General features: G+C 39.3%; 21 protein-coding genes and 2 pseudogenes. 14 read left to right on the forward strand and 9 right to left on the reverse strand.

The features are described from left to right. The 11 genes and pseudogenes from PVV68_RS00005 to virB11 form a co-directional block, all read left to right on the forward strand. A partial coding sequence (locus tag PVV68_RS00005; RefSeq protein WP_273782550.1) for a type IV secretion system protein occupies positions 1-468 on the forward strand: 468 nt, incomplete at its 5' end. 150 nt (positions 469-618) lie between these two features. After that, positions 619-1,458: a type IV secretion system protein gene (locus PVV68_RS00010; RefSeq protein ID WP_273719756.1), complete on the forward strand. Its 840-nt coding sequence runs from the start codon at positions 619-621 to the stop codon at positions 1,456-1,458. A 218-nt stretch (positions 1,459-1,676) separates the two neighbouring features. Beyond that, the gene (locus tag PVV68_RS00015) at positions 1,677-1,820 is read left to right on the forward strand and encodes a lipoprotein (protein ID WP_273719755.1); all 144 of its coding nucleotides are present in this window, start codon (positions 1,677-1,679) and stop codon (positions 1,818-1,820) included. After that, positions 1,817-1,915, forward strand: a pseudogene (locus PVV68_RS00020) (TrwG protein); the annotation flags it as partial. The gene PVV68_RS00015 and the pseudogene PVV68_RS00020, both read left to right, overlap by 4 nt. A 56-nt stretch (positions 1,916-1,971) precedes the next feature. Next, entirely contained in the window at positions 1,972-2,700 is a 729-nt protein-coding gene (locus tag PVV68_RS00025; protein WP_273782551.1) for a type IV secretion system protein, read from the forward strand. Between the two features lie 150 nt (positions 2,701-2,850). Then, positions 2,851-3,690, forward strand: coding sequence for a type IV secretion system protein (locus tag PVV68_RS00030; RefSeq protein WP_273719756.1), 840 nt, complete (start codon positions 2,851-2,853; stop codon positions 3,688-3,690). 218 nt (positions 3,691-3,908) lie between these two features. Further along, complete coding sequence (locus PVV68_RS00035; RefSeq protein ID WP_273719755.1) at positions 3,909-4,052, forward strand: lipoprotein; 144 nt, start codon at positions 3,909-3,911, stop codon at positions 4,050-4,052. Continuing rightward, positions 4,049-4,744: a virB8 family protein gene (locus PVV68_RS00040; RefSeq protein WP_273782552.1), complete on the forward strand. Its 696-nt coding sequence runs from the start codon at positions 4,049-4,051 to the stop codon at positions 4,742-4,744. Before PVV68_RS00035 ends, PVV68_RS00040 begins: the two co-directional genes overlap by 4 nt. A 13-nt stretch (positions 4,745-4,757) precedes the next feature. Further along, a complete protein-coding gene (gene virB9 / locus PVV68_RS00045; RefSeq protein WP_273719753.1) occupies positions 4,758-5,564 on the forward strand; it encodes a P-type conjugative transfer protein VirB9 in 807 nt (268 codons plus the stop codon). Further along, positions 5,564-6,751, forward strand: a complete 1,188-nt coding sequence (virB10, locus tag PVV68_RS00050) for a type IV secretion system protein VirB10 (RefSeq protein WP_273719752.1) — start codon at positions 5,564-5,566, stop codon at positions 6,749-6,751. The genes virB9 and virB10 overlap by 1 nt, the downstream gene beginning before the upstream one ends. Continuing rightward, the gene (gene virB11 / locus PVV68_RS00055) at positions 6,723-7,787 is read left to right on the forward strand and encodes a P-type DNA transfer ATPase VirB11 (protein WP_273782554.1); all 1,065 of its coding nucleotides are present in this window, start codon (positions 6,723-6,725) and stop codon (positions 7,785-7,787) included. Before virB10 ends, virB11 begins: the two co-directional genes overlap by 29 nt. A 1,264-nt stretch (positions 7,788-9,051) precedes the next feature. On the opposite strand, the pseudogene PVV68_RS00060 reads toward virB11, so the two are convergent. The 8 genes and pseudogenes from PVV68_RS00060 to rimM all read right to left on the reverse strand — a co-directional run. Then, positions 9,052-9,303, reverse strand: a pseudogene (locus PVV68_RS00060) (4Fe-4S dicluster domain-containing protein); the annotation flags it as partial. Positions 9,304-9,405: 102 nt separating this feature from the next. Next, positions 9,406-10,185, reverse strand: coding sequence for a succinate dehydrogenase iron-sulfur subunit (locus tag PVV68_RS00065; RefSeq protein ID WP_273756270.1), 780 nt, complete (start codon positions 10,183-10,185; stop codon positions 9,406-9,408). Between the two features lie 14 nt (positions 10,186-10,199). Beyond that, the gene (gene sdhA, locus PVV68_RS00070; RefSeq protein ID WP_273719749.1) at positions 10,200-12,044 is read right to left on the reverse strand and encodes a succinate dehydrogenase flavoprotein subunit; all 1,845 of its coding nucleotides are present in this window, start codon (positions 12,042-12,044) and stop codon (positions 10,200-10,202) included. A gap of 5 nt (positions 12,045-12,049) precedes the next feature. Continuing rightward, positions 12,050-12,436: a succinate dehydrogenase, hydrophobic membrane anchor protein gene (gene sdhD, locus PVV68_RS00075; protein ID WP_273719748.1), complete on the reverse strand. Its 387-nt coding sequence runs from the start codon at positions 12,434-12,436 to the stop codon at positions 12,050-12,052. Positions 12,437-12,454: 18 nt separating this feature from the next. Beyond that, positions 12,455-12,856, reverse strand: a complete 402-nt coding sequence (gene sdhC / locus PVV68_RS00080; protein ID WP_273719747.1) for a succinate dehydrogenase, cytochrome b556 subunit — start codon at positions 12,854-12,856, stop codon at positions 12,455-12,457. A 506-nt stretch (positions 12,857-13,362) separates the two neighbouring features. Then, positions 13,363-13,803 (reverse strand): 50S ribosomal protein L19, encoded by a 441-nt coding sequence (gene rplS / locus PVV68_RS00085; RefSeq protein ID WP_273719746.1) that lies wholly within the window; start codon positions 13,801-13,803, stop codon positions 13,363-13,365. Positions 13,804-14,016: 213 nt separating this feature from the next. Continuing rightward, the gene (gene trmD / locus PVV68_RS00090; RefSeq protein ID WP_273719745.1) at positions 14,017-14,715 is read right to left on the reverse strand and encodes a tRNA (guanosine(37)-N1)-methyltransferase TrmD; all 699 of its coding nucleotides are present in this window, start codon (positions 14,713-14,715) and stop codon (positions 14,017-14,019) included. A 245-nt stretch (positions 14,716-14,960) separates the two neighbouring features. Continuing rightward, positions 14,961-15,491 (reverse strand): ribosome maturation factor RimM, encoded by a 531-nt coding sequence (rimM, locus tag PVV68_RS00095; RefSeq protein WP_273719744.1) that lies wholly within the window; start codon positions 15,489-15,491, stop codon positions 14,961-14,963. A gap of 131 nt (positions 15,492-15,622) precedes the next feature. Here rimM and PVV68_RS00100 point away from each other — a divergent pair, with 131 nt between their 5' ends. After that, positions 15,623-16,432, forward strand: coding sequence for a SapC family protein (locus PVV68_RS00100; RefSeq protein ID WP_273719743.1), 810 nt, complete (start codon positions 15,623-15,625; stop codon positions 16,430-16,432). A 3-nt stretch (positions 16,433-16,435) separates the two neighbouring features. Continuing rightward, a complete protein-coding gene (locus PVV68_RS00105; RefSeq protein ID WP_273719742.1) occupies positions 16,436-17,404 on the forward strand; it encodes a tyrosine recombinase XerC in 969 nt (322 codons plus the stop codon). A gap of 177 nt (positions 17,405-17,581) precedes the next feature. On the opposite strand, the gene PVV68_RS00110 is transcribed toward PVV68_RS00105, so the two are convergent. Further along, positions 17,582-17,860 carry a BolA family transcriptional regulator gene (locus PVV68_RS00110; protein WP_273719741.1) on the reverse strand — a complete coding sequence of 93 codons (279 nt, stop codon included), beginning with the start codon at positions 17,858-17,860 and terminating at the stop codon, positions 17,582-17,584. 122 nt (positions 17,861-17,982) lie between these two features. On the opposite strand from PVV68_RS00110, the gene PVV68_RS00115 reads away from it, so the two are divergent. Continuing rightward, on the forward strand, positions 17,983-18,603 hold the full coding sequence (locus tag PVV68_RS00115) for a J domain-containing protein (protein ID WP_273719740.1): 621 nt from the start codon (positions 17,983-17,985) through the stop codon (positions 18,601-18,603). Positions 18,604-18,725: the final 122 nt, after the last annotated feature.

Genomic DNA, 18,725 nt, shown 5'->3' on the forward strand with positions numbered 1-18,725 from the left:
GATGATGGTGAATTATTTTTTCTAAACCCACAGCTTATTTATGATAATAACAAACAAACAGAGCTCGGTACGAAAATCCCCCAACTCGTCAAAAAAATGATAAAGGACGAAAATTATCTTCGCGATTCTACTGTCCAAGATGCGCGTGAAGAGATTGATGAGCGCAGTCAATATGCAGCAATTATCAGTAAAGCTATATCTCTACATATTTTTCAGGAAATAGAAAATCGTTTTGAGAAAATCGCAGAGATGTTGCTCACTCTTGACAAAATGACTGATTTAAAAGGTGTGGAAGAAATGAAAATGCGCATGAACGGTATGCTAGCTATGATTCAAAATGAATCGACAAAGCTACAAATGGTCATACATTCACACGACATTGAAAAAACACTCATTCAAAGATTAAAACGTAAGCGTAATGTGCAAATTCTTGCAAGTATGAATAAACAAATGCCTACTATAAGATAAATTTAGTGAACAGTTTTTTTATGTCATCTAAACTTTTTGTCTCCACATTCGAAAACACTTAAACAAATTGCGTATATACAAATAAACCTCACAAAACACAGTCATGTTGCAAAGTAACAGAAAATTGAAAATTTACTAAAGAGGAATGCCATGGACTTCACAATGTTCACGCAACTGTTCAATCACATTGATCAGGCAACAAAAACATACGTTACAGACATTTCCTCCAACGCAATTGCTACAATTACACCTTTCGTATCAGTCGGTCTCAGCATCACTTTCATTATATATGGGTGGCTTATTATGCGTGGTGCAATAGACATGCCACTCTCTGGATTCCTAAGCCGTTGCCTGCGAGTGAGTATTATTACTTCAATTGCATTAACTGCAGGACTTTATCAACCAGAAATCACGAATATAATAACAACAATGCCCCATGACTTGTCAGCCGCGCTCATAAATAATCCACCACAGGACAAACAATTAGCTAGCTTGATTGATAAAGTTGCCGAAAGAGGGTTCGAAAGTGCAAGCAAAGCTTTTGAAGAAGCTGCTTTCTTAGATGCTGATGGGCTCCTTTACGGCCTCTTTGGTATTCTTATCTTGCTTGCAACAAGCTTCCTCGCAGCAATCGGCGGTGCATTCATCTTGCTAGCAAAAATCGCACTTGCTCTGCTGGTGGGACTGGGACCACTTTTCATCGTTGCCTTGCTTTGGCAACCAACTTATCAGTTTTTCGAAAGATGGATCGCTCAAATCTTAAATTATACAATTTTCTTGGTACTCATAGCAATCATATTTAGTCTGATGATGGAAATCTTTGCAAATTATATGACCGATCTGAAATTCGACGGAAAACAAAATGTGGGTTATGCGCTTGGTGGAGCCCTCATCTTATCCATTATCTCTATTGTACTATTGTTTAAACTATCAAGCATTGCCAATTCCTTGGCAAAAGGTGTTACATTTAGACACCTCTGGAGATATTAGATAGTGCAAGAAACAATGTAACCGATAATATCCGCACAAGCAAATAACCAAAATATCAGCTACCCAGTAAAAAATATCTGTATTCTAACTGAACATTTCCATAAACAATAAAGAAATAATAAACACAATTATAGGCAATATATTTTATAATCAAAATTGAAATAATGACAAAAAAATGATACAAGCATACATTACAGTTGTAAAATAGGAGTATTAAAATGAAAAAAATCATTTTTGCAATTTTGATTGCGAATTTTCTATCCGCTTGCGGATTAGCTCCAAAGCCAAAGCAACCAAGTAATTGGAACCGTGTACCGATTAATAAAACAGTCCCTGCCGAAATTCAGCGAGGAACCATATGAAAAAACAAATTAAACCAGTAAAAGCACAACAACTTAACAGTTATTATGAAGAAAGCAGAGGCTTAGAACGTGAACTCATAAACGAATTTGTGAAATTAGCGATGTAATTGTCCATCCTTCTAAAATATGAAATAATTAAAAGGAGTAAAATATGAAAAGGCTGGTTATTGCAGCGGTAATAAGTGTATTTTCTGGAATACCAAGCTACGGAGAAGAACATCTATTTTATAAACCAGTAGGCGTTGAACAAAAATCTCTTACGGTGGCTGATTATGAATTACAAACAGTCAATGTGAGTTATCCAGTTAAATCCGATTCTGAGATAGAGTTATTGAAAGAACAAATTGAGTCTCTAGATAAAATGCGTTATTCTATAACCGGCACCAGAACAAAAAGTCGAGTACGTAATGATGATGATGGTGAATTATTTTTTCTAAACCCACAGCTTATTTATGATAATAACAAACAAACAGAGCTCGGTACGAAAATCCCCCAACTCGTCAAAAAAATGATAAAGGACGAAAATTATCTTCGCGATTCTACTGTCCAAGATGCGCGTGAAGAGATTGATGAGCGCAGTCAATATGCAGCAATTATCAGTAAAGCTATATCTCTACATATTTTTCAGGAAATAGAAAATCGTTTTGAGAAAATCGCAGAGATGTTGCTCACTCTTGACAAAATGACTGATTTAAAAGGTGTGGAAGAAATGAAAATGCGCATGAACGGTATGCTAGCTATGATTCAAAATGAATCGACAAAGCTACAAATGGTCATACATTCACACGACATTGAAAAAACACTCATTCAAAGATTAAAACGTAAGCGTAATGTGCAAATTCTTGCAAGTATGAATAAACAAATGCCTACTATAAGATAAATTTAGTGAACAGTTTTTTTATGTCATCTAAACTTTTTGTCTCCACATTCGAAAACACTTAAACAAATTGCGTATATACAAATAAACCTCACAAAACACAGTCATGTTGCAAAGTAACAGAAAATTGAAAATTTACTAAAGAGGAATGCCATGGACTTCACAATGTTCACGCAACTGTTCAATCACATTGATCAGGCAACAAAAACATACGTTACAGACATTTCCTCCAACGCAATTGCTACAATTACACCTTTCGTATCAGTCGGTCTCAGCATCACTTTCATTATATATGGGTGGCTTATTATGCGTGGTGCAATAGACATGCCACTCTCTGGATTCCTAAGCCGTTGCCTGCGAGTGAGTATTATTACTTCAATTGCATTAACTGCAGGACTTTATCAACCAGAAATCACGAATATAATAACAACAATGCCCCATGACTTGTCAGCCGCGCTCATAAATAATCCACCACAGGACAAACAATTAGCTAGCTTGATTGATAAAGTTGCCGAAAGAGGGTTCGAAAGTGCAAGCAAAGCTTTTGAAGAAGCTGCTTTCTTAGATGCTGATGGGCTCCTTTACGGCCTCTTTGGTATTCTTATCTTGCTTGCAACAAGCTTCCTCGCAGCAATCGGCGGTGCATTCATCTTGCTAGCAAAAATCGCACTTGCTCTGCTGGTGGGACTGGGACCACTTTTCATCGTTGCCTTGCTTTGGCAACCAACTTATCAGTTTTTCGAAAGATGGATCGCTCAAATCTTAAATTATACAATTTTCTTGGTACTCATAGCAATCATATTTAGTCTGATGATGGAAATCTTTGCAAATTATATGACCGATCTGAAATTCGACGGAAAACAAAATGTGGGTTATGCGCTTGGTGGAGCCCTCATCTTATCCATTATCTCTATTGTACTATTGTTTAAACTATCAAGCATTGCCAATTCCTTGGCAAAAGGTGTTACATTTAGACACCTCTGGAGATATTAGATAGTGCAAGAAACAATGTAACCGATAATATCCGCACAAGCAAATAACCAAAATATCAGCTACCCAGTAAAAAATATCTGTATTCTAACTGAACATTTCCATAAACAATAAAGAAATAATAAACACAATTATAGGCAATATATTTTATAATCAAAATTGAAATAATGACAAAAAAATGATACAAGCATACATTACAGTTGTAAAATAGGAGTATTAAAATGAAAAAAATCATTTTTGCAATTTTGATTGCGAATTTTCTATCCGCTTGCGGATTAGCTCCAAAGCCAAAGCAACCAAGTAATTGGAACCGTGTACCGATTAATAAAACAGTCCCTGCCGAAATTCAGCGAGGAACCATATGAAAAAACAAATTAAACCAGTAAAAGCACAACAACTTAACAGTTATTATGAAGAAAGCAGAGGCTTAGAACGTGAACTCATAAACGAATTTATAAAATCGCGTAAGACGGCATGGCGTGTCGCAGGTGCTGTTGGCATTTTTGGGTTGTTTGGCATGATATGTGGAGTCGTTGGCTTCTCCCAACCAGCTCCAACCCCCTTGGTGCTACGCGTTGATAACACAACTGGCGCGGTCGATGTCATTTCTATAATGCGCGAGCATGAAACCAGCTATGGTGAAGTTGTAGACAGATATTGGCTCAATCAATATGTCCTTAATCGTGAAACTTACGACTACGACACTATTCAGCTAAACTATGACACAACAGCGCTTTTAAGTGCGGGAGCTGTTCAACAGGAATTTTATAAAATTTATGAAGGTGAAGATGCCCGTGATAAAGTGCTTTCTAACAAGGCACGTATCACAGTTAAAGTACGCTCGATCCAACCCAATGGACGTGGTCAAGCAACAGTGCGTTTCACCACACAACAACATGAAAGCAGTGGCGCAGTTGGGCCAAAACAACACCAAATCGCAACAATTGGTTATACTTATGTTGGTGCACCAATGAAATCATCTGATCGATTGCTTAATCCCCTTGGCTTCCAAGTAACAAGTTACCGTGCTGATCCGGAAATACTGTTGAATAATTAAGGGATTGATTGTTATGAAAAAAATTGTGTTCGTTGCTCTACTGTTTTCATTTTCCTCTCTTTATACACTACCTGTACAAGCACTCAAGACCCCATCTCATTCACAATATGATCACCGCATTCGCTATGTCATGTATAATGTAGCTGATGTAGTTCAAATTGAAACTGTTCTCGGTGTGGCAACACATATTATCCTTGAAGAAGGCGAACAGTATATCACACATGCTTTTGGTGATTCGGATGCCTATGCCTTTGCCCATAAGGGACGACATATCTTTATCAAGCCCAAAGCAGAACTTGCTAATACCAATCTCATTGTTGTAACTGACAAACGGAGCTATAAATTTCGACTACAGTTCAGAAATGACCGTGCTGGAGCAACCTACGAATTAGCTTTCCATTATCCCGATACAAATACCCAAAAATTAGATGAGAATACTCATCGCCTTGCTATTGAACGTGGTTTTCACCAAGGGGTGAAAGGTTATAACCTAAGCTACACCATGAGTGGTAACCAAGATATTGCTCCGATAAACGCTTGGGACAATGGACGTATTACCTATTTCAAATTTCCTGCCAACATGGACATGCCATCAATTTACGTAGTAGACGCTGAAGGCAATGAAAGCTTAATACCACGGACCGTTGTAGGTAGTTCCAATGATATTATTGCCGTTCATAAAGTAAATCCTAAGTGGCTCATACGGCTTGGCAAACGTGCTTTAGCTATTTTTAATGAAGCCTATGATCCCAATGGTATACCAAACACAACTGGGACAATATCTTCGGTGGTTCATCGCGTTAATAAAGGAGGAAAGTAATGTTTGGCGACAAGAAAGGGGATGAAATCAACAAAAATGCGGAACCAGGTTATATTGAGCAAAAACATATTGAAGGTGCATATGGGAGCTCTGAATTAGGTTTAGAGCGCCGTCCAACGATTCCTGGTGCACGTGCATTATTAATGGTAGGACTGGTTGTCATAATAGCAGTGCCAATTGCTTTGACTTGGAAAGCTTTAAAAATGCGTAATAGCGCAGAAGTTGAAGAAGAAAAGCCTCAACAGACGGTACAGCAAATTATACCAAGTTATACCCCTCGTGTTATAGAAGAACCGAAAGTTGTAGAAGAGAATGAAAAAACAACACCAGCAGAAGACACAACATCGGAACTTCCTGCAGCTTTAACGAAACTTCTCCAAACAACGATTCCACCACATTTGATGCAAGATGCTGAAGAATTGGCACGCAAACGCATGTTCAGTTCTGGTCTAAACAACGGTGGCAGTAGTGAAGGCTCTGCAGAAAGTTCAAAGAATAAAGCATCTAACAATGATCAAAATAACGGTGTACTATTCGATAACCTACAGCCGGTACGATTAGGCCAATCCTATGCTGCGCAACTCCATAATCGTGATCTCTTGATTACGCAGGGAACGCAGATAGATTGCACATTAGAGACGAAGATTATTACCACACAACCAGGCATGACAACATGTCATTTAACACGCGATGTTTATTCTACGAGTGGCCGGGTTGTTTTGCTCGATCGTGGTTCTAAGGTCATTGGTTTTTACCAAAGCGGCATACAGCAAGGGCAAACGCGTGTTTTCGTACAATGGTCACGTATTGAAACACCTTCCGGTGTTATCGTCAATCTTGACTCACCTGGTACTGGCCCCCTTGGAGAAGCTGGTATCGGTGGTTGGGTCGATACGCATTTTTGGCAACGGTTTGGTGGAGCAATCATGGTGAGCATAATTGGTGATTTAGGAGAATGGGTAAAGGATAAAATCTGGCGAAGAGGTAAGGAAAATAAAGAGGACAAAGAGAATAAAGAACAAGCACTGCCCCAGGGCGTGCAGAATGCTCAATCGATAGTGAACGATGTTCTTCAAAACTCCATTAACATTCCACCAACACTTTATAAAAATCAAGGCGAGCGAGTGAATATTTTTGTTGCTCGAGATTTGGATTTCAGTGATGTCTACAGCCTCGTTACACGTTAATAAAATACAGAAAGATCAAGCAGTTGCACAGCTTCTGCAACCGCTTGATTGTTTCTTAGAAGATCCCAAAATCACTGAATTATCGATCTGTCGTCCCTGTGAAGTATGGACAAAAAGCTTTGAAGGTTGGCAGGTACATAACGTACCAGAATTAACAACTGCTTTTTTACAAACGCTCATTACAGCTGTGATCGTTTATAATGGTATGGCTCCCAGAAGTATTAATTATGTGCGCTTACCTGGTAGGCAGCGTGGTACAATTGTACAAACGCCGGCTGTCATTGATGGTGCACTATCTTTTGTGATTCGCAAGCATTCTCTCACGGTTAAGACACTAGAAGAACTTGAGAAGGAAGGTGCATTTAATGGTTTTACCGATGTAAGCTTTAATAAGCCTACAGAAAAAGAAGCAAATAGCTTGTTATCCAAGCAAGATTTCACAAGACTAGAGCCATTTGAAGTGCAGCTGCTTAGTCTTAAACGTGAGAGAAAAATTCTTGAATTTTTGGAACAGTGTGTACTCTACAAACGCAATATCATCATTGCTGGAAAAACAGGATCGGGTAAAACAACATTTGCTCGCTCGCTCATTGAAAAAGTTCCCGTAGAAGAACGCATTATCACCATTGAGGATGTTCATGAACTTTTTCTACCCAATCATCCCAATCACGTACATATGCTTTATGGTAACGGTGCAGGTCGTGTTTCAGCTGATGAGTGCTTAGATGCATGTTTGCGTCAGTCGCCTGACCGCATTTTTCTTGCCGAATTGCGTGGCAACGAAGCGTGGGAATATCTCAACTCATTGAATACTGGGCATCCAGGATCAATTACAACAACACACGCCAACAATGCTTTGCAAACGTTTGAGCGATGTGCCACACTAATCAAAAGATCAGAAATTGGCCGTCAACTTGATATAGAAATGATAAAGATCGTGCTTTACACGACAGTAGATGTGGTGTTGTTCTTCAAAGATAGAAAACTCTCTGAAGTCTTTTATGATCCAATTTTTTCTAAATCGAAGATTATTTAAGGGAACTCTTCAATATTATACAGACAATAACAGCCGTGACAATTTGTTGCGGCTTTTTATAGACCTTTTGAAATAAACCTTCTCCTCCACTTACTTTTTGGGTAAAACCTTCATACTCTCATAACAAAAGAGATAAAAAATTGATGATACGACTCTATGAGAAAAGATAAATCCACACAAAACTCTTATTGCTTTTGATTGTTTTACTCATTTTTTGAAAAGCATATTTTTATGCCAAAAGAGGAATAGCTCTTAATTTACATATCAATGAAGATTCTATGAAATATTTGTCATCATAAAAGCAATAACTTATCGTTTAAAATTCTATATTTCACTTTCTCGTCATCAACATAGCTGCTCGTTAATCAAAAAATGCCTTTATAGAGTCTACCAACACGAACAACTCAGTCGCATTATAAACAATTAAGCAGCAACAAATCACATGTCAATTTTCTCAGAGAGAATATATTACCTCTCATTATCTTGTGGTTACGAGCAATTGCCATTGAAGTTCTCTTCGCGCCATATTTTATTTTGTAAAAAAACATACTTACATCTGAAAATATCTTGAAAGCAATTTACTGTTTTTTATGCAAACTGATCCTACTTTTATAGTTTATGCTTTAGCATAATTTTGCAATATTATAGATCACTTCCTAATTACAGAAACAGTTATGTATGTAAACTTTCGCTTGAAAAACATACACAACCTGTCTTTCCTATTCAAAAACTATGAGATAATGAATGCAATAATAAACGTGATGAATTATTGATGCTATTAGCTAAAGTTCATTTCTCATGCTAAGAAATAGCTTTTATACCAAAAAATAAATAAAAAAGTATTTTGGTTGTGCAAACAAATTTCTTTCACTTTTATAGAAGCAACAATAAAATTTAATGATAAAACAAAAACCTAAACGATAGCAAAAATTCCCCTTTTCTATAGAACAATGTAAAAGAATATAAACTGAGCCTCCATAAAGATTTATCAGGATCAAGCATAATTTCTCTGAAAACTGAAGCCATTCAGGCAATAATAAATTCTTTACAGCTTATTGTTGGCATTCAAGATATATTTCTGAATGAGACATCTCTTTTGTTAAAAAGAAGAAGCATCCTTTTTAAGAAGCGATAAGAACTATTTTTGATGCGCATATAAAAGCCAATAAGCTTTTATAGATTTAATCCTGTGTATCATCCCAAAGAGCTTAAAAAGCACGCATACTTTCTTGCTTTTCACATTCCGCTTATAAGGGATAAATTTCTAAAGGCACCACTCAACCATGAGTTTTTTAATCTCAGCAATTGCCTTTGCAGGATTGAGCCCCTTTGGACAAGTTTGCGCACAATTCATAATCGTATGGCACCGATAAAGGCGGAAGGGAACCTCTCAAATTATCGAAACCCTCACCACACATTTCATCACGAGAGTAAGCCAATCTAAGCGATAAGCTTGGAGCAAAATAGCTGGCTCCAAAGGGCGATCACCATTCCATCAATAACTGGGACATGAAGTCTGACAACAGACGCACAGAATACATTCATAAAGACTCTCTTTGGGACAAAAAATACAAAAATAGGGAGCCCCCCTACTTTACCCTCATGAACAGATGAACTTTTAAAGACGGCGTTCAACCATGAGTTTTTTAATCTCAGCAATTGCCTTTGCAGGATTGAGCCCCTTTGGACAAGTTTGCGCACAATTCATAATCGTATGGCACCGATAAAGGCGGAAGGGATCCTCTAAATTATCGAGACGCTCACCACACATTTCATCACGAGAATCAGCAATCCAGCGATAAGCTTGGAGCAAAATAGCTGGCCCCAAATACCGATCACCATTCCACCAATAACTGGGACATGAAGTCTGACAACAGGCGCACAAAATACATTCATAAAGACCATCAATTTTTTGCCGGTCAGAATGACTTTGTAACCATTCTTTAGCCGGTTCAGGTGAAACAGTTTGCAACCAAGGTTCAATCACACGATGTTGTGCATAAAAGCGCTTTAAATCAGGAACCAAATCTTTAACTACCGGCATAGAAGGCAAAGGATAGACCTTAATGGGATGCTTTACATCATCCATACCTTTGGTACAAGCCAGCGTATTGGCTCCATCAATATTCATAGCACACGAACCACAAATACCTTCACGGCATGATCGACGAAGTGTTAAAGTTGGATCAATATGATTCTTAATAAACAAAAGCCCATCCAGAATCATAGGACCACAAGCGGAGCGATCTACATAATAGGTATCCAGATGCGGATTCTCCTCATCATCCGGTGACCAACGATAAACATGAAATTCTGTTAGTTGTGTAGCACCTTCAGGTTTAGGCCACACCTTTCCTGGTTTTACCTGAGAATTTTTGGGAAGCTTAATTTGTACCATAATCCATTCTCCCCTCAGTAAACACGTTTTTTAGGTGCAATGCGCTTTAAGTCGATACCACCATCTGCTTCAGATGTTAATGGATCAATATGGACAGGTCGATAGGATAAAGTCACCTTCCCATCTTTGGACAAATGAGAAAGCGTATGTTTACGCCAATTTTTATCGTCCCGCTCTGGATAATCTTCACGTGCATGAGCACCCCGACTTTCTAAACGCGCTTCTGCAGAATAAACAGTGGTAATTGCATTGGCCATCAGATTCTCAAGCTCTAATGTTTCGACCAAATCAGAATTCCATATCAATGAGCGATCCGTGACTTTAAGATCAGCTAATTCACCCCAAATTTGACTTATTCTTCGACATCCTTGTTGCAACGAATCTTCGGTACGGAAGACAGCAGCATCTTCTTGCATAGTGCGCTGCATTTTTTCACGCAATACAGCTGTTGGCATTGTTCCTCGAGCAAACCGCAATCGATCAAAACGCGCGATAATTTCGTCAACAGCAACCTCATTAAGAGGAGGAATTTCCGCATCTCGATCAATTACTTCACCAGCACGAATTGCAGCGGCACGACCAAACACGACCAAATCAATTAATGAATTTGATCCCAAACGATTAGCGCCGTGAACAGAGGCACATCCAGCCTCGCCCACCGCCATCAAACCTGGTTGAACACGATCAGGCGAATCAGCGGTTGGATTGAGAACTTCTCCGTAATAATTGGTAGGAATACCGCCCATATTATAATGCACTGTTGGAAGGATGGGGATCGGTTCTTTTGTCACATCAACTCCTGCGAAAATCCGTGCTGATTCAGAAATCCCTGGTAAACGTTCATGCAAGATAGCAGGATCAATATGACTGAGGACCAAATGGATATGGTCCTTTCTTGGACCAACGCCGCGCCCTTCACGAATTTCAAGGGTTATACAGCGTGAAACCAAATCCCGCGAAGCCAAATCTTTAAAGGAAGGTGCATAGCGTTCCATAAAGCGCTCACCTTCAGAATTGATCAAATAGCCTCCCTCACCACGCGCGCCTTCTGTAATTAAGCAACCCGAACCATAAATCCCTGTAGGATGAAATTGCACAAATTCCATATCTTGAAGTGGTAATCCAGCACGGGCGATCATTCCCCCACCATCACCCGTACAGGTATGAGCCGATGTTGCCGAAAAATAAGCACGTCCATAGCCACCGGTTGCAAGAACAACCATCTTGGCAGAAAAACGGTGTATTGTACCATCATCAAGGTTCCACGCTACAACCCCTGTACACACACCATCAGTCATAATGAGATCAAGCGCAAAATATTCAATAAAGAATTGTGCATTATGTTTTAAACTCTGTCCATAAAGGGTATGCAAAATGGCATGTCCCGTGCGATCAGCCGCCGCACAAGTCCTCTGCACAGGTGGACCTTCACCAAATTGTGTTGTATGCCCACCAAAGGGACGTTGATAAATTTTACCTTCTTGCGTCCGTGAAAAAGGCACCCCATAATGTTCTAATTCATAGACAGCAGCAGGGGCGTTCCGTACCAAATATTCCATTGCATCGGTATCGCCCAACCAATCAGATCCTTTCACGGTATCATATAAATGCCACTGCCAATTATCAGGTCCCATATTGGAAAGCGAGGCGGCAATACCACCTTGTGCAGCAACCGTATGCGACCGTGTAGGAAAAACTTTTGTGATACAGGCTGTTTTTAATCCCTGCTCTGCCATCCCAAGTGTTGCCCGCAAACCAGCACCACCTGCACCAACAACAACGACATCGAATTTATGATCTACAGTGCAATAAGGGGCATTACCTGCTCTAGCACCAAGAGATGATCCTGTACTCGCCATACTGCTTAACCCCCTAACGCAATTTTCAAAAGAGCAAAAATGATGACTCCCCCCAAAACAAAACAAAACAAAATGTTTAATGCCAAAAAGAATATCCGGAAACCTTCACGTGGAATATAATCTTCAATAACCACCTGCATTCCAAGCTTCATATGATAAAGGACTGAAACAGCGAACAACCCCATTAAAATAGCCACGACAGGATGAGCAAGCCGTGCACGCACAGTGCTATAATCTGCTCCAACCAGTGAGAGAATAAGAACAATAAAAAAGACTAAAAGTGGTAGATTTATAAAACCTGTCAACCGCTGCAACCAAAAATGCTCTGTTCCCTCATGTGCACTTCCACGTCCACGTACTTTAGCAAGTTCCGTTCGAAAATCTTTTTTCATAGCCCTCTCCACCCCCAGCTAAACAATGTTATATCCAACAATCCAAATCGCAAGAGTAACAATAAGAGAAATAAACACTGTTGCCCAGGCAGTTACAGTTGCCTTTTTTTTATCTAAAAGGCAAGGTTTCAGATCCCAAACAATATGACGAAGTCCGCCCACCATGTGATGAACCCCAGCAAGGGTATAAAGAAACAAGATACAAAGCCCAGGCAAAGAACTATAAATTTCCTGAACTGTTTTAAATGCCTCAGCTCCACAAGCCACCGCCATTAACCAAAGAGCGAGAAAAACCATTCCAAAATAAAGAGCCATACCGGTGATACGATGTGCAATTGACATAGCCATCGTAATGGTCCAACGATAAATACTTATATGAGGAGAACGAGGGCGCTCTTTTATCCTAATTGTCTCTGCCATAAAATATCCTGACCTGGCTTTTACTACAACCTCATCATGACGATGCACCCCCATGATGAGCGATAAGATTCGCACAAAATGACTGGATTCATGATCAATTCCATTTATTTGGCATTTCAAAATGCCAATATTACAGGTCGGTTGTCTCAAATAACGGATTAAAGGTCACGCATAAAAAAAACCGATTGTTTTACCAACATGTATCCGTAAAACAGGCTTTAATCTAATACAATTTTACTCTCACGTCAAAGGTCTAACATCATTTCACAAAATAAAACATACATTTTTCCAAGTATATTGATGCCTATTTTTAAATACCAACAATATCGCCAAAAGAACTTGAGTTTCACACTATAATTTAAGAGAAACAAAATACAGAGACTTTGAGAGGCCTAACATTTTTAGGCATCCTCAAAGCCACTCCTTTAACTGGATATACGAATCATGCAGGATAAAAATATGTAATATAAAGTCACTCTTGCACAAATTTCAGCGACAAGCAGTCTTTATTCAGCGGCTTGCGTTGATGCCTCTTCACTGACAGCTGCGGCTTTTGCGATTTCAGCAACCTTTTCACTTTTTTTGCGGTAATCTCTCTTTTCAGCGATACGTGCAGCTTTACCTCTCAAACCACGAAGATAATAGAGCTTTGCACGGCGTACTTTACCGCGGCGCACCAGCTCAACCCCCTCAATAAGGGGAGAATAAACCGGAAAGACCCGTTCAACGCCTTCACCATAAGAAATCTTGCGCACAGTAAACGTTTCATTCAACCCACCACCTGAACGTGCAATACAAATTCCTTCATAAGCTTGAACACGGGTACGTGTTCCTTCGGTCACGCGCACCATAACACGAACGGTATCTCCTGGTTTAAAAGCGGGCAGTTGGCGTTTTGCTTCAATTTTTGCACATTGTTCAGCTTCGAGCTGTGCGATAATATTCATTTCCTTTATCCTTCATGTTCTTTATCGAACAGTCAGAGCGCTCAACTCTTGCCGAAAAAAGCTCTCTCATACAAAGAAAAGAAGTTCTTTAGGCTATGCATTACACAGGAGCGAATACACCATTCCTTGATTTTAATTTTGGAACTACAGAAAAACCTTATATAAAAATTCTCTAAAAAGAGAGCCATGCAATACACCACCTTACAATATGAATCAAGTTTTATGACGATTTTTCTCATAACGCGCATAAAGATCAGGACGACGTTGAAGTGTTAACAATTCAGCTTGTTGTTGGCGCCAATCAGCAATAGCTTTGTGATGTCCTGATGTTAACACCGGTGGGATAGCACGTCCTTCAAAAAGAGCAGGACGCGTATACTGAGGATGTTCCAGCAAACCATTCTCAAAACTTTCCCATTTTGCAGAAGCCTCATTACCCATCACACCAGGGAGAAGACGTATAATAGCATCCAAAAGAACCAATGCCGCCGTTTCACCCCCTGAAAGAATATAATCTCCAATGGATACCTCTTCCAATTTCCGCGCTTCTATGACCCGTTCATCGACACCTTCAAAACGTCCACAAACCAATGTCACACCCGTCTCACACGCGAGAGAACGTGCATAATTTTGATCAAAAGGTCGCCCACGAGGACTCATCAACAACCGTGGCGAATCATTTGGACAACTATCCAATGCAGCCGCTAACACATCCGCCCGCATCACCATACCAGCTCCCCCACCAGCTGGTGTATCATCAACACTATGGTGTTTATCCAAAGCAAAATCTCTAATCTGCACTGTCTCCAATGACCATATGCCTCGGGCTAACGCTTGTCCAGCTAAAGAATAACCCAAAAAACCAGGAAACATTTCAGGATAAAGTGTTAAAATGCGCGCTTGAAACTTCATTTTTTCATTCTTTCATCTCTAGCTTGTAATCCTAAGCCGTACAAAACCAACACCAACCAGCTCATACTCAATGCCATGATATTTATTCAAAGCAAAAGCACCCATAGACTCTGCGTCCCAGCCCCACATCCCCTACTGTAAAATTTATCCTGCTTAAGAAAGACATCTTTACATGCCTTCATTTTTCCTTTTTATTTTGTACTTTCATTGTTATTTTTTGGAGTTCCAGGTGATTTATTCTTTTCTCATATATCACTTAAACCAGCTGCCACTGGATCAACAACCAAAAAGCCAGCAGCAAGGCAAATTTCTGGCACAGCTGCCTTACTAAAGGGAATAAGCACAGTTTTACCCGTATTCAACCGCATTTCAAGCAAATCACCAGCGCCAAAATTAAAAAAACCACTCACCTCGCCCAAGATTTGACCAACACCATCTTGAATACTAAGCCCTATTAAATCGGCTTGATAAAATTCATCCTCCGTTAAATCCTCTACCAATTGATCTCGACTAACATAGAGGCGAATCCCTTTTAAAGCCTCGGCAGCATTGCGATTTTCAATTCCTTTAAAATGCACAATCGCATTGTTTTTTTGCATGCGAAGCGTTACAATTTCATAACAGCGCCCCATATCATCATAAAGAGTACCGTAAGTTTTTAAATACTGCGGTTTATCACTTAAGATCTTAACCCAAACATCGCCTTTTATGCCATGGGCATGACCAATAATGGCAAGATAGACTTTATTTTTAAGCTTTTTTTGATTATACTTCATGCAAAAACATTATCTCTCACAAACGAATCCTTATAATCTAATAATTTTCTTTCAATCTTGTTGCCATATGAGACATATCTTTCTCAAAGTTTTTCTTGGTAACAAAGCAAATTAATACAAGGAGAAGTCTTATGGCAAATGTTATGCTATTTTACAAAGATATCACCCCAATCAACAAAGTTTCTCATAAAAACCTTAAATTTGCCCCTCCAAGTGATATGTCTTTCGCCAAAGACACCCACTGGGTTCCTTTAGCAAGTAGTGAATATTTTCAAGCAGCACTAGATTATCCCATTTTATTTATGTCCGCAGAAGACGAACAAAAGAAACGGCATTATACATCTGCTGCTCTTGTTGGTCTTTCTAACGATGAAAATGATTATATAGACTCTGATAAGAGTTGGAAAACAAATACTTATGTTCCAGCTTTTGTCCGCCGCTATCCTTTTGTTCTTGCTCAACTGAGCAATGAAAAAGAGCTTTCTGTTTGCTTTGATCAAAAATCAGGCATGTTTAATGAAGTAACCGGCACAGAACTTTTTAATTCCGATGGTTCTATTTCTCCCTTTATGGAAGAGCGCATTCGTTTTCTTGAAAGCTTCAAAATCGCTATGGAAAAAACCGCTGAGTTTATTGACGCCCTTGTAGAGATGGATCTTCTCAGTCAAAAATCCATCAATGTGAAGAACGACAAAGGTCTTTCAGCGCAATTAGAGCACTTTTGGATTGTTGATGAAGAAAAACTGAATAAACTCTCCGCAAGTCAACTTGCAAAGCTCCATAAAAATGGCTTTTTAGGATTGATCTTTGCGCATCTTATGTCAACAAATAATCTTTTAAAGATACTCTCTCTCAAAGGTGAAAAACAGCTTGCCAATAGCGAAGTGCAATCACAAAATGAGAAGAGTGAAGAACCGACTAAGAAAGAGACCCTCAATTAAAAAATGTCCCTAAAAGATGATACGAGAAAAGATGAAAATATCCCTCTTATTCCAGCAGATCATGCTGTTTTGAGCGCAAGAAAAAATTGGCTGGATTGTTTGCTCGAAACACGTCGCATGGCTGTAAAAACAGTAGAAGCCTATGAACGTGATACACGACAATTTTTGTCTTTTCTCTGTCAACATTTAGGACATAAACCAACCTTCAATGATCTTGCCAATTTGCGTGTTGTTGATTTGCGATCTTATTTGGCTTATCGGCGTGCGAGCAAGATAAGTGCACGTTCCTTGAGCCGAGGAATGGCAGGGTTGCGTTCTTTTTTCAGCTACTTATCTCGTGAAGGAATTGTCAATATTCCTGCTGCGAAGCTTGTTCGCACCCCAAAACACCCCAAATCCCTACCAAAACCTTTAGCGATAAAATCAGCACTACATTTAGTAAAACAAGAAAATCAACAAGAAAATGAACCATGGATTACCGCTCGTAATACTGCTGTTTTCGTCCTCCTCTATGGCTGTGGAATGCGGATATCTGAAGCTTTAAGCCTCACCCCCGAACAATTTTCTGACCCCCAGAAAAAAAGCTTATTCATAACAGGCAAAGGAGGAAAAACGCGCCTTGTTCCTCTCATCAACGTTGTTCACGAAGCCGTACAAAATTATCTTAAATGCTGCCCATACCCTTTAGGAGACAACCAACCAATGTTCCGAGGTGCAAAGGGTGGCCCCCTACAAGCAGCCATCATTCAACGTGCTATGCGAAACTTACGAGCACAGCTTGGTTTACCAGAAACAGCAACGCCCCATACATTGCGCCATTCCTTTGCCACACATCTTTTATCAAGGGGAGGAGATTTACGCACGATTCAAGAACTTCTTGGCCATGCGAGTCTTTCCACCACCCAAGCCTATACCCACGTTGATACGGACCACTTATTGGAAATTTATCAAAAGGCGCACCCACGTTCTTGAAATATTTATCCAAAAAGAGAAAATAAAACCGATGTAATCTTAAGCGCCAAAGCACGAATACAAATTTACGAATCCATTCTATAAAACTGAGATACAATCACCCGATAGATTTCTGCGCTTTTCATATCTGAAAAAACTCTATTTCGCTCTTAAAATTTTTTGAACAAAAGTAAAATATTAAATCGATTCAACCTCAAGCGCTAAAGCATGAACACAGGTTGCAAGCTCTTTTTGTAAAACGTGATAAATCGCTCGATGGATTTCTACACGTGTCTTGCCTATAAAAGCAGAAGAGAGAATTTTCACCCGAAAATGCGTTTCTCCTTTACCATCAAAAGCATGTTCATCATGTGGATGTCCCTCATGCAGATGGCTCTCATTAATCACCTCAAGTTTTTGTGGATGAAAAGCATCCTGAAGTTTCCTGTTAATTGTTGTTTGAACTGTTGTAGACATTTTTTATTCCTTCCCAAAATGCATGGTACAAAAGCATTTTTTTCACTAGCAAACGAATGTGAAAATAATTTTTTCAAAAGTCAATTCTTGTCAAATCGATTGATTTTGCATAAATCAAAGATATGACAATAACATCTAAATTATTCGACTCAATTCGAATCAGCTCCAATAAAAAACAAAAAGCTGAATCAGAAACACAACAGTGCCAATGGGAAGGGTGTGAAAAATCGGCATCCCATAAAGCACCAGCGGGACGAAATCACGAAGGACAGTATCTCCATTTTTGCATTGAGCATGTGCGTGCCTATAACAAAAATTTTAATTATTTCTCTGGTCTTAGTGATAAAGATATTGCCAAGTTCCAAAAAGATGCTCTCACAGGGCATCGCCCAACGTGGCCGACGGATTTGAGCAATGGAACATCAAAAAAAACAGCTGCCAATTACGCACAAATTCGCTCTGGTACAGCTGCCTATCAAAATCGTATGCGTGATCCCTTCGCGCTATTTACTGGGCGTCATGGAAGCAATAATGCATCGCGAAGATTAAAACCTTTAGAAGCCAAAGCTTTTGATACCTTAGGGTTACCAGCAAACGCGACATCTGAAGATATTAAAGCAAAATATAAAGAGCTGGTAAAAAAGCATCATCCAGATTCCAATGGCGGTAACCGTTCTTCAGAGGAGCGCTTTCGCGATGTTTTACATGCCTATAATTTACTCAAAAAATCTGGTTTGTGCTAAAAAGCGTACATTCAAAGAGCTCTATTCTGTTCGAATTATAAAAAAATGTAAAAGAGCAAGTCAGAAAACACCATCCTGTCTCTAATAGTGACAATCATTCTTTAAGAAGAGCGCTTTCGGGA

This window comes from Bartonella sp. ML69XJBT, assembly GCF_028618515.1.
Classification (GTDB): domain Bacteria; phylum Pseudomonadota; class Alphaproteobacteria; order Rhizobiales; family Rhizobiaceae; genus Bartonella.

Bases quoted from the DNA above. Each gene is read 5' to 3' on its own strand.
- trmD (WP_273719745.1), bottom strand. From the start codon at position 14,715: ATGAAGTTTCAAGCGCGCATTTTAACACTTTATCCTGAAATGTTTCCT.
- PVV68_RS00100 (WP_273719743.1), top strand. From the start codon at position 15,623: ATGGCAAATGTTATGCTATTTTACAAAGATATCACCCCAATCAACAAA.
- PVV68_RS00105 (WP_273719742.1), top strand. From the start codon at position 16,436: ATGTCCCTAAAAGATGATACGAGAAAAGATGAAAATATCCCTCTTATT.
- PVV68_RS00065 (WP_273756270.1), bottom strand. From the start codon at position 10,185: ATGGTACAAATTAAGCTTCCCAAAAATTCTCAGGTAAAACCAGGAAAG.
- PVV68_RS00010 (WP_273719756.1), top strand. From the start codon at position 619: ATGGACTTCACAATGTTCACGCAACTGTTCAATCACATTGATCAGGCA.
- virB10 (WP_273719752.1), top strand. From the start codon at position 5,564: ATGTTTGGCGACAAGAAAGGGGATGAAATCAACAAAAATGCGGAACCA.
- virB9 (WP_273719753.1), top strand. From the start codon at position 4,758: ATGAAAAAAATTGTGTTCGTTGCTCTACTGTTTTCATTTTCCTCTCTT.
- PVV68_RS00115 (WP_273719740.1), top strand. From the start codon at position 17,983: ATGACAATAACATCTAAATTATTCGACTCAATTCGAATCAGCTCCAAT.
- PVV68_RS00030 (WP_273719756.1), top strand. From the start codon at position 2,851: ATGGACTTCACAATGTTCACGCAACTGTTCAATCACATTGATCAGGCA.
- PVV68_RS00040 (WP_273782552.1), top strand. From the start codon at position 4,049: ATGAAAAAACAAATTAAACCAGTAAAAGCACAACAACTTAACAGTTAT.
- PVV68_RS00110 (WP_273719741.1), bottom strand. From the start codon at position 17,860: ATGTCTACAACAGTTCAAACAACAATTAACAGGAAACTTCAGGATGCT.
- PVV68_RS00025 (WP_273782551.1), top strand. From the start codon at position 1,972: ATGAAAAGGCTGGTTATTGCAGCGGTAATAAGTGTATTTTCTGGAATA.
- PVV68_RS00015 (WP_273719755.1), top strand. From the start codon at position 1,677: ATGAAAAAAATCATTTTTGCAATTTTGATTGCGAATTTTCTATCCGCT.
- rplS (WP_273719746.1), bottom strand. From the start codon at position 13,803: ATGAATATTATCGCACAGCTCGAAGCTGAACAATGTGCAAAAATTGAA.
- sdhC (WP_273719747.1), bottom strand. From the start codon at position 12,856: ATGGCAGAGACAATTAGGATAAAAGAGCGCCCTCGTTCTCCTCATATA.
- sdhA (WP_273719749.1), bottom strand. From the start codon at position 12,044: ATGGCGAGTACAGGATCATCTCTTGGTGCTAGAGCAGGTAATGCCCCT.
- rimM (WP_273719744.1), bottom strand. From the start codon at position 15,491: ATGAAGTATAATCAAAAAAAGCTTAAAAATAAAGTCTATCTTGCCATT.
- sdhD (WP_273719748.1), bottom strand. From the start codon at position 12,436: ATGAAAAAAGATTTTCGAACGGAACTTGCTAAAGTACGTGGACGTGGA.
- PVV68_RS00035 (WP_273719755.1), top strand. From the start codon at position 3,909: ATGAAAAAAATCATTTTTGCAATTTTGATTGCGAATTTTCTATCCGCT.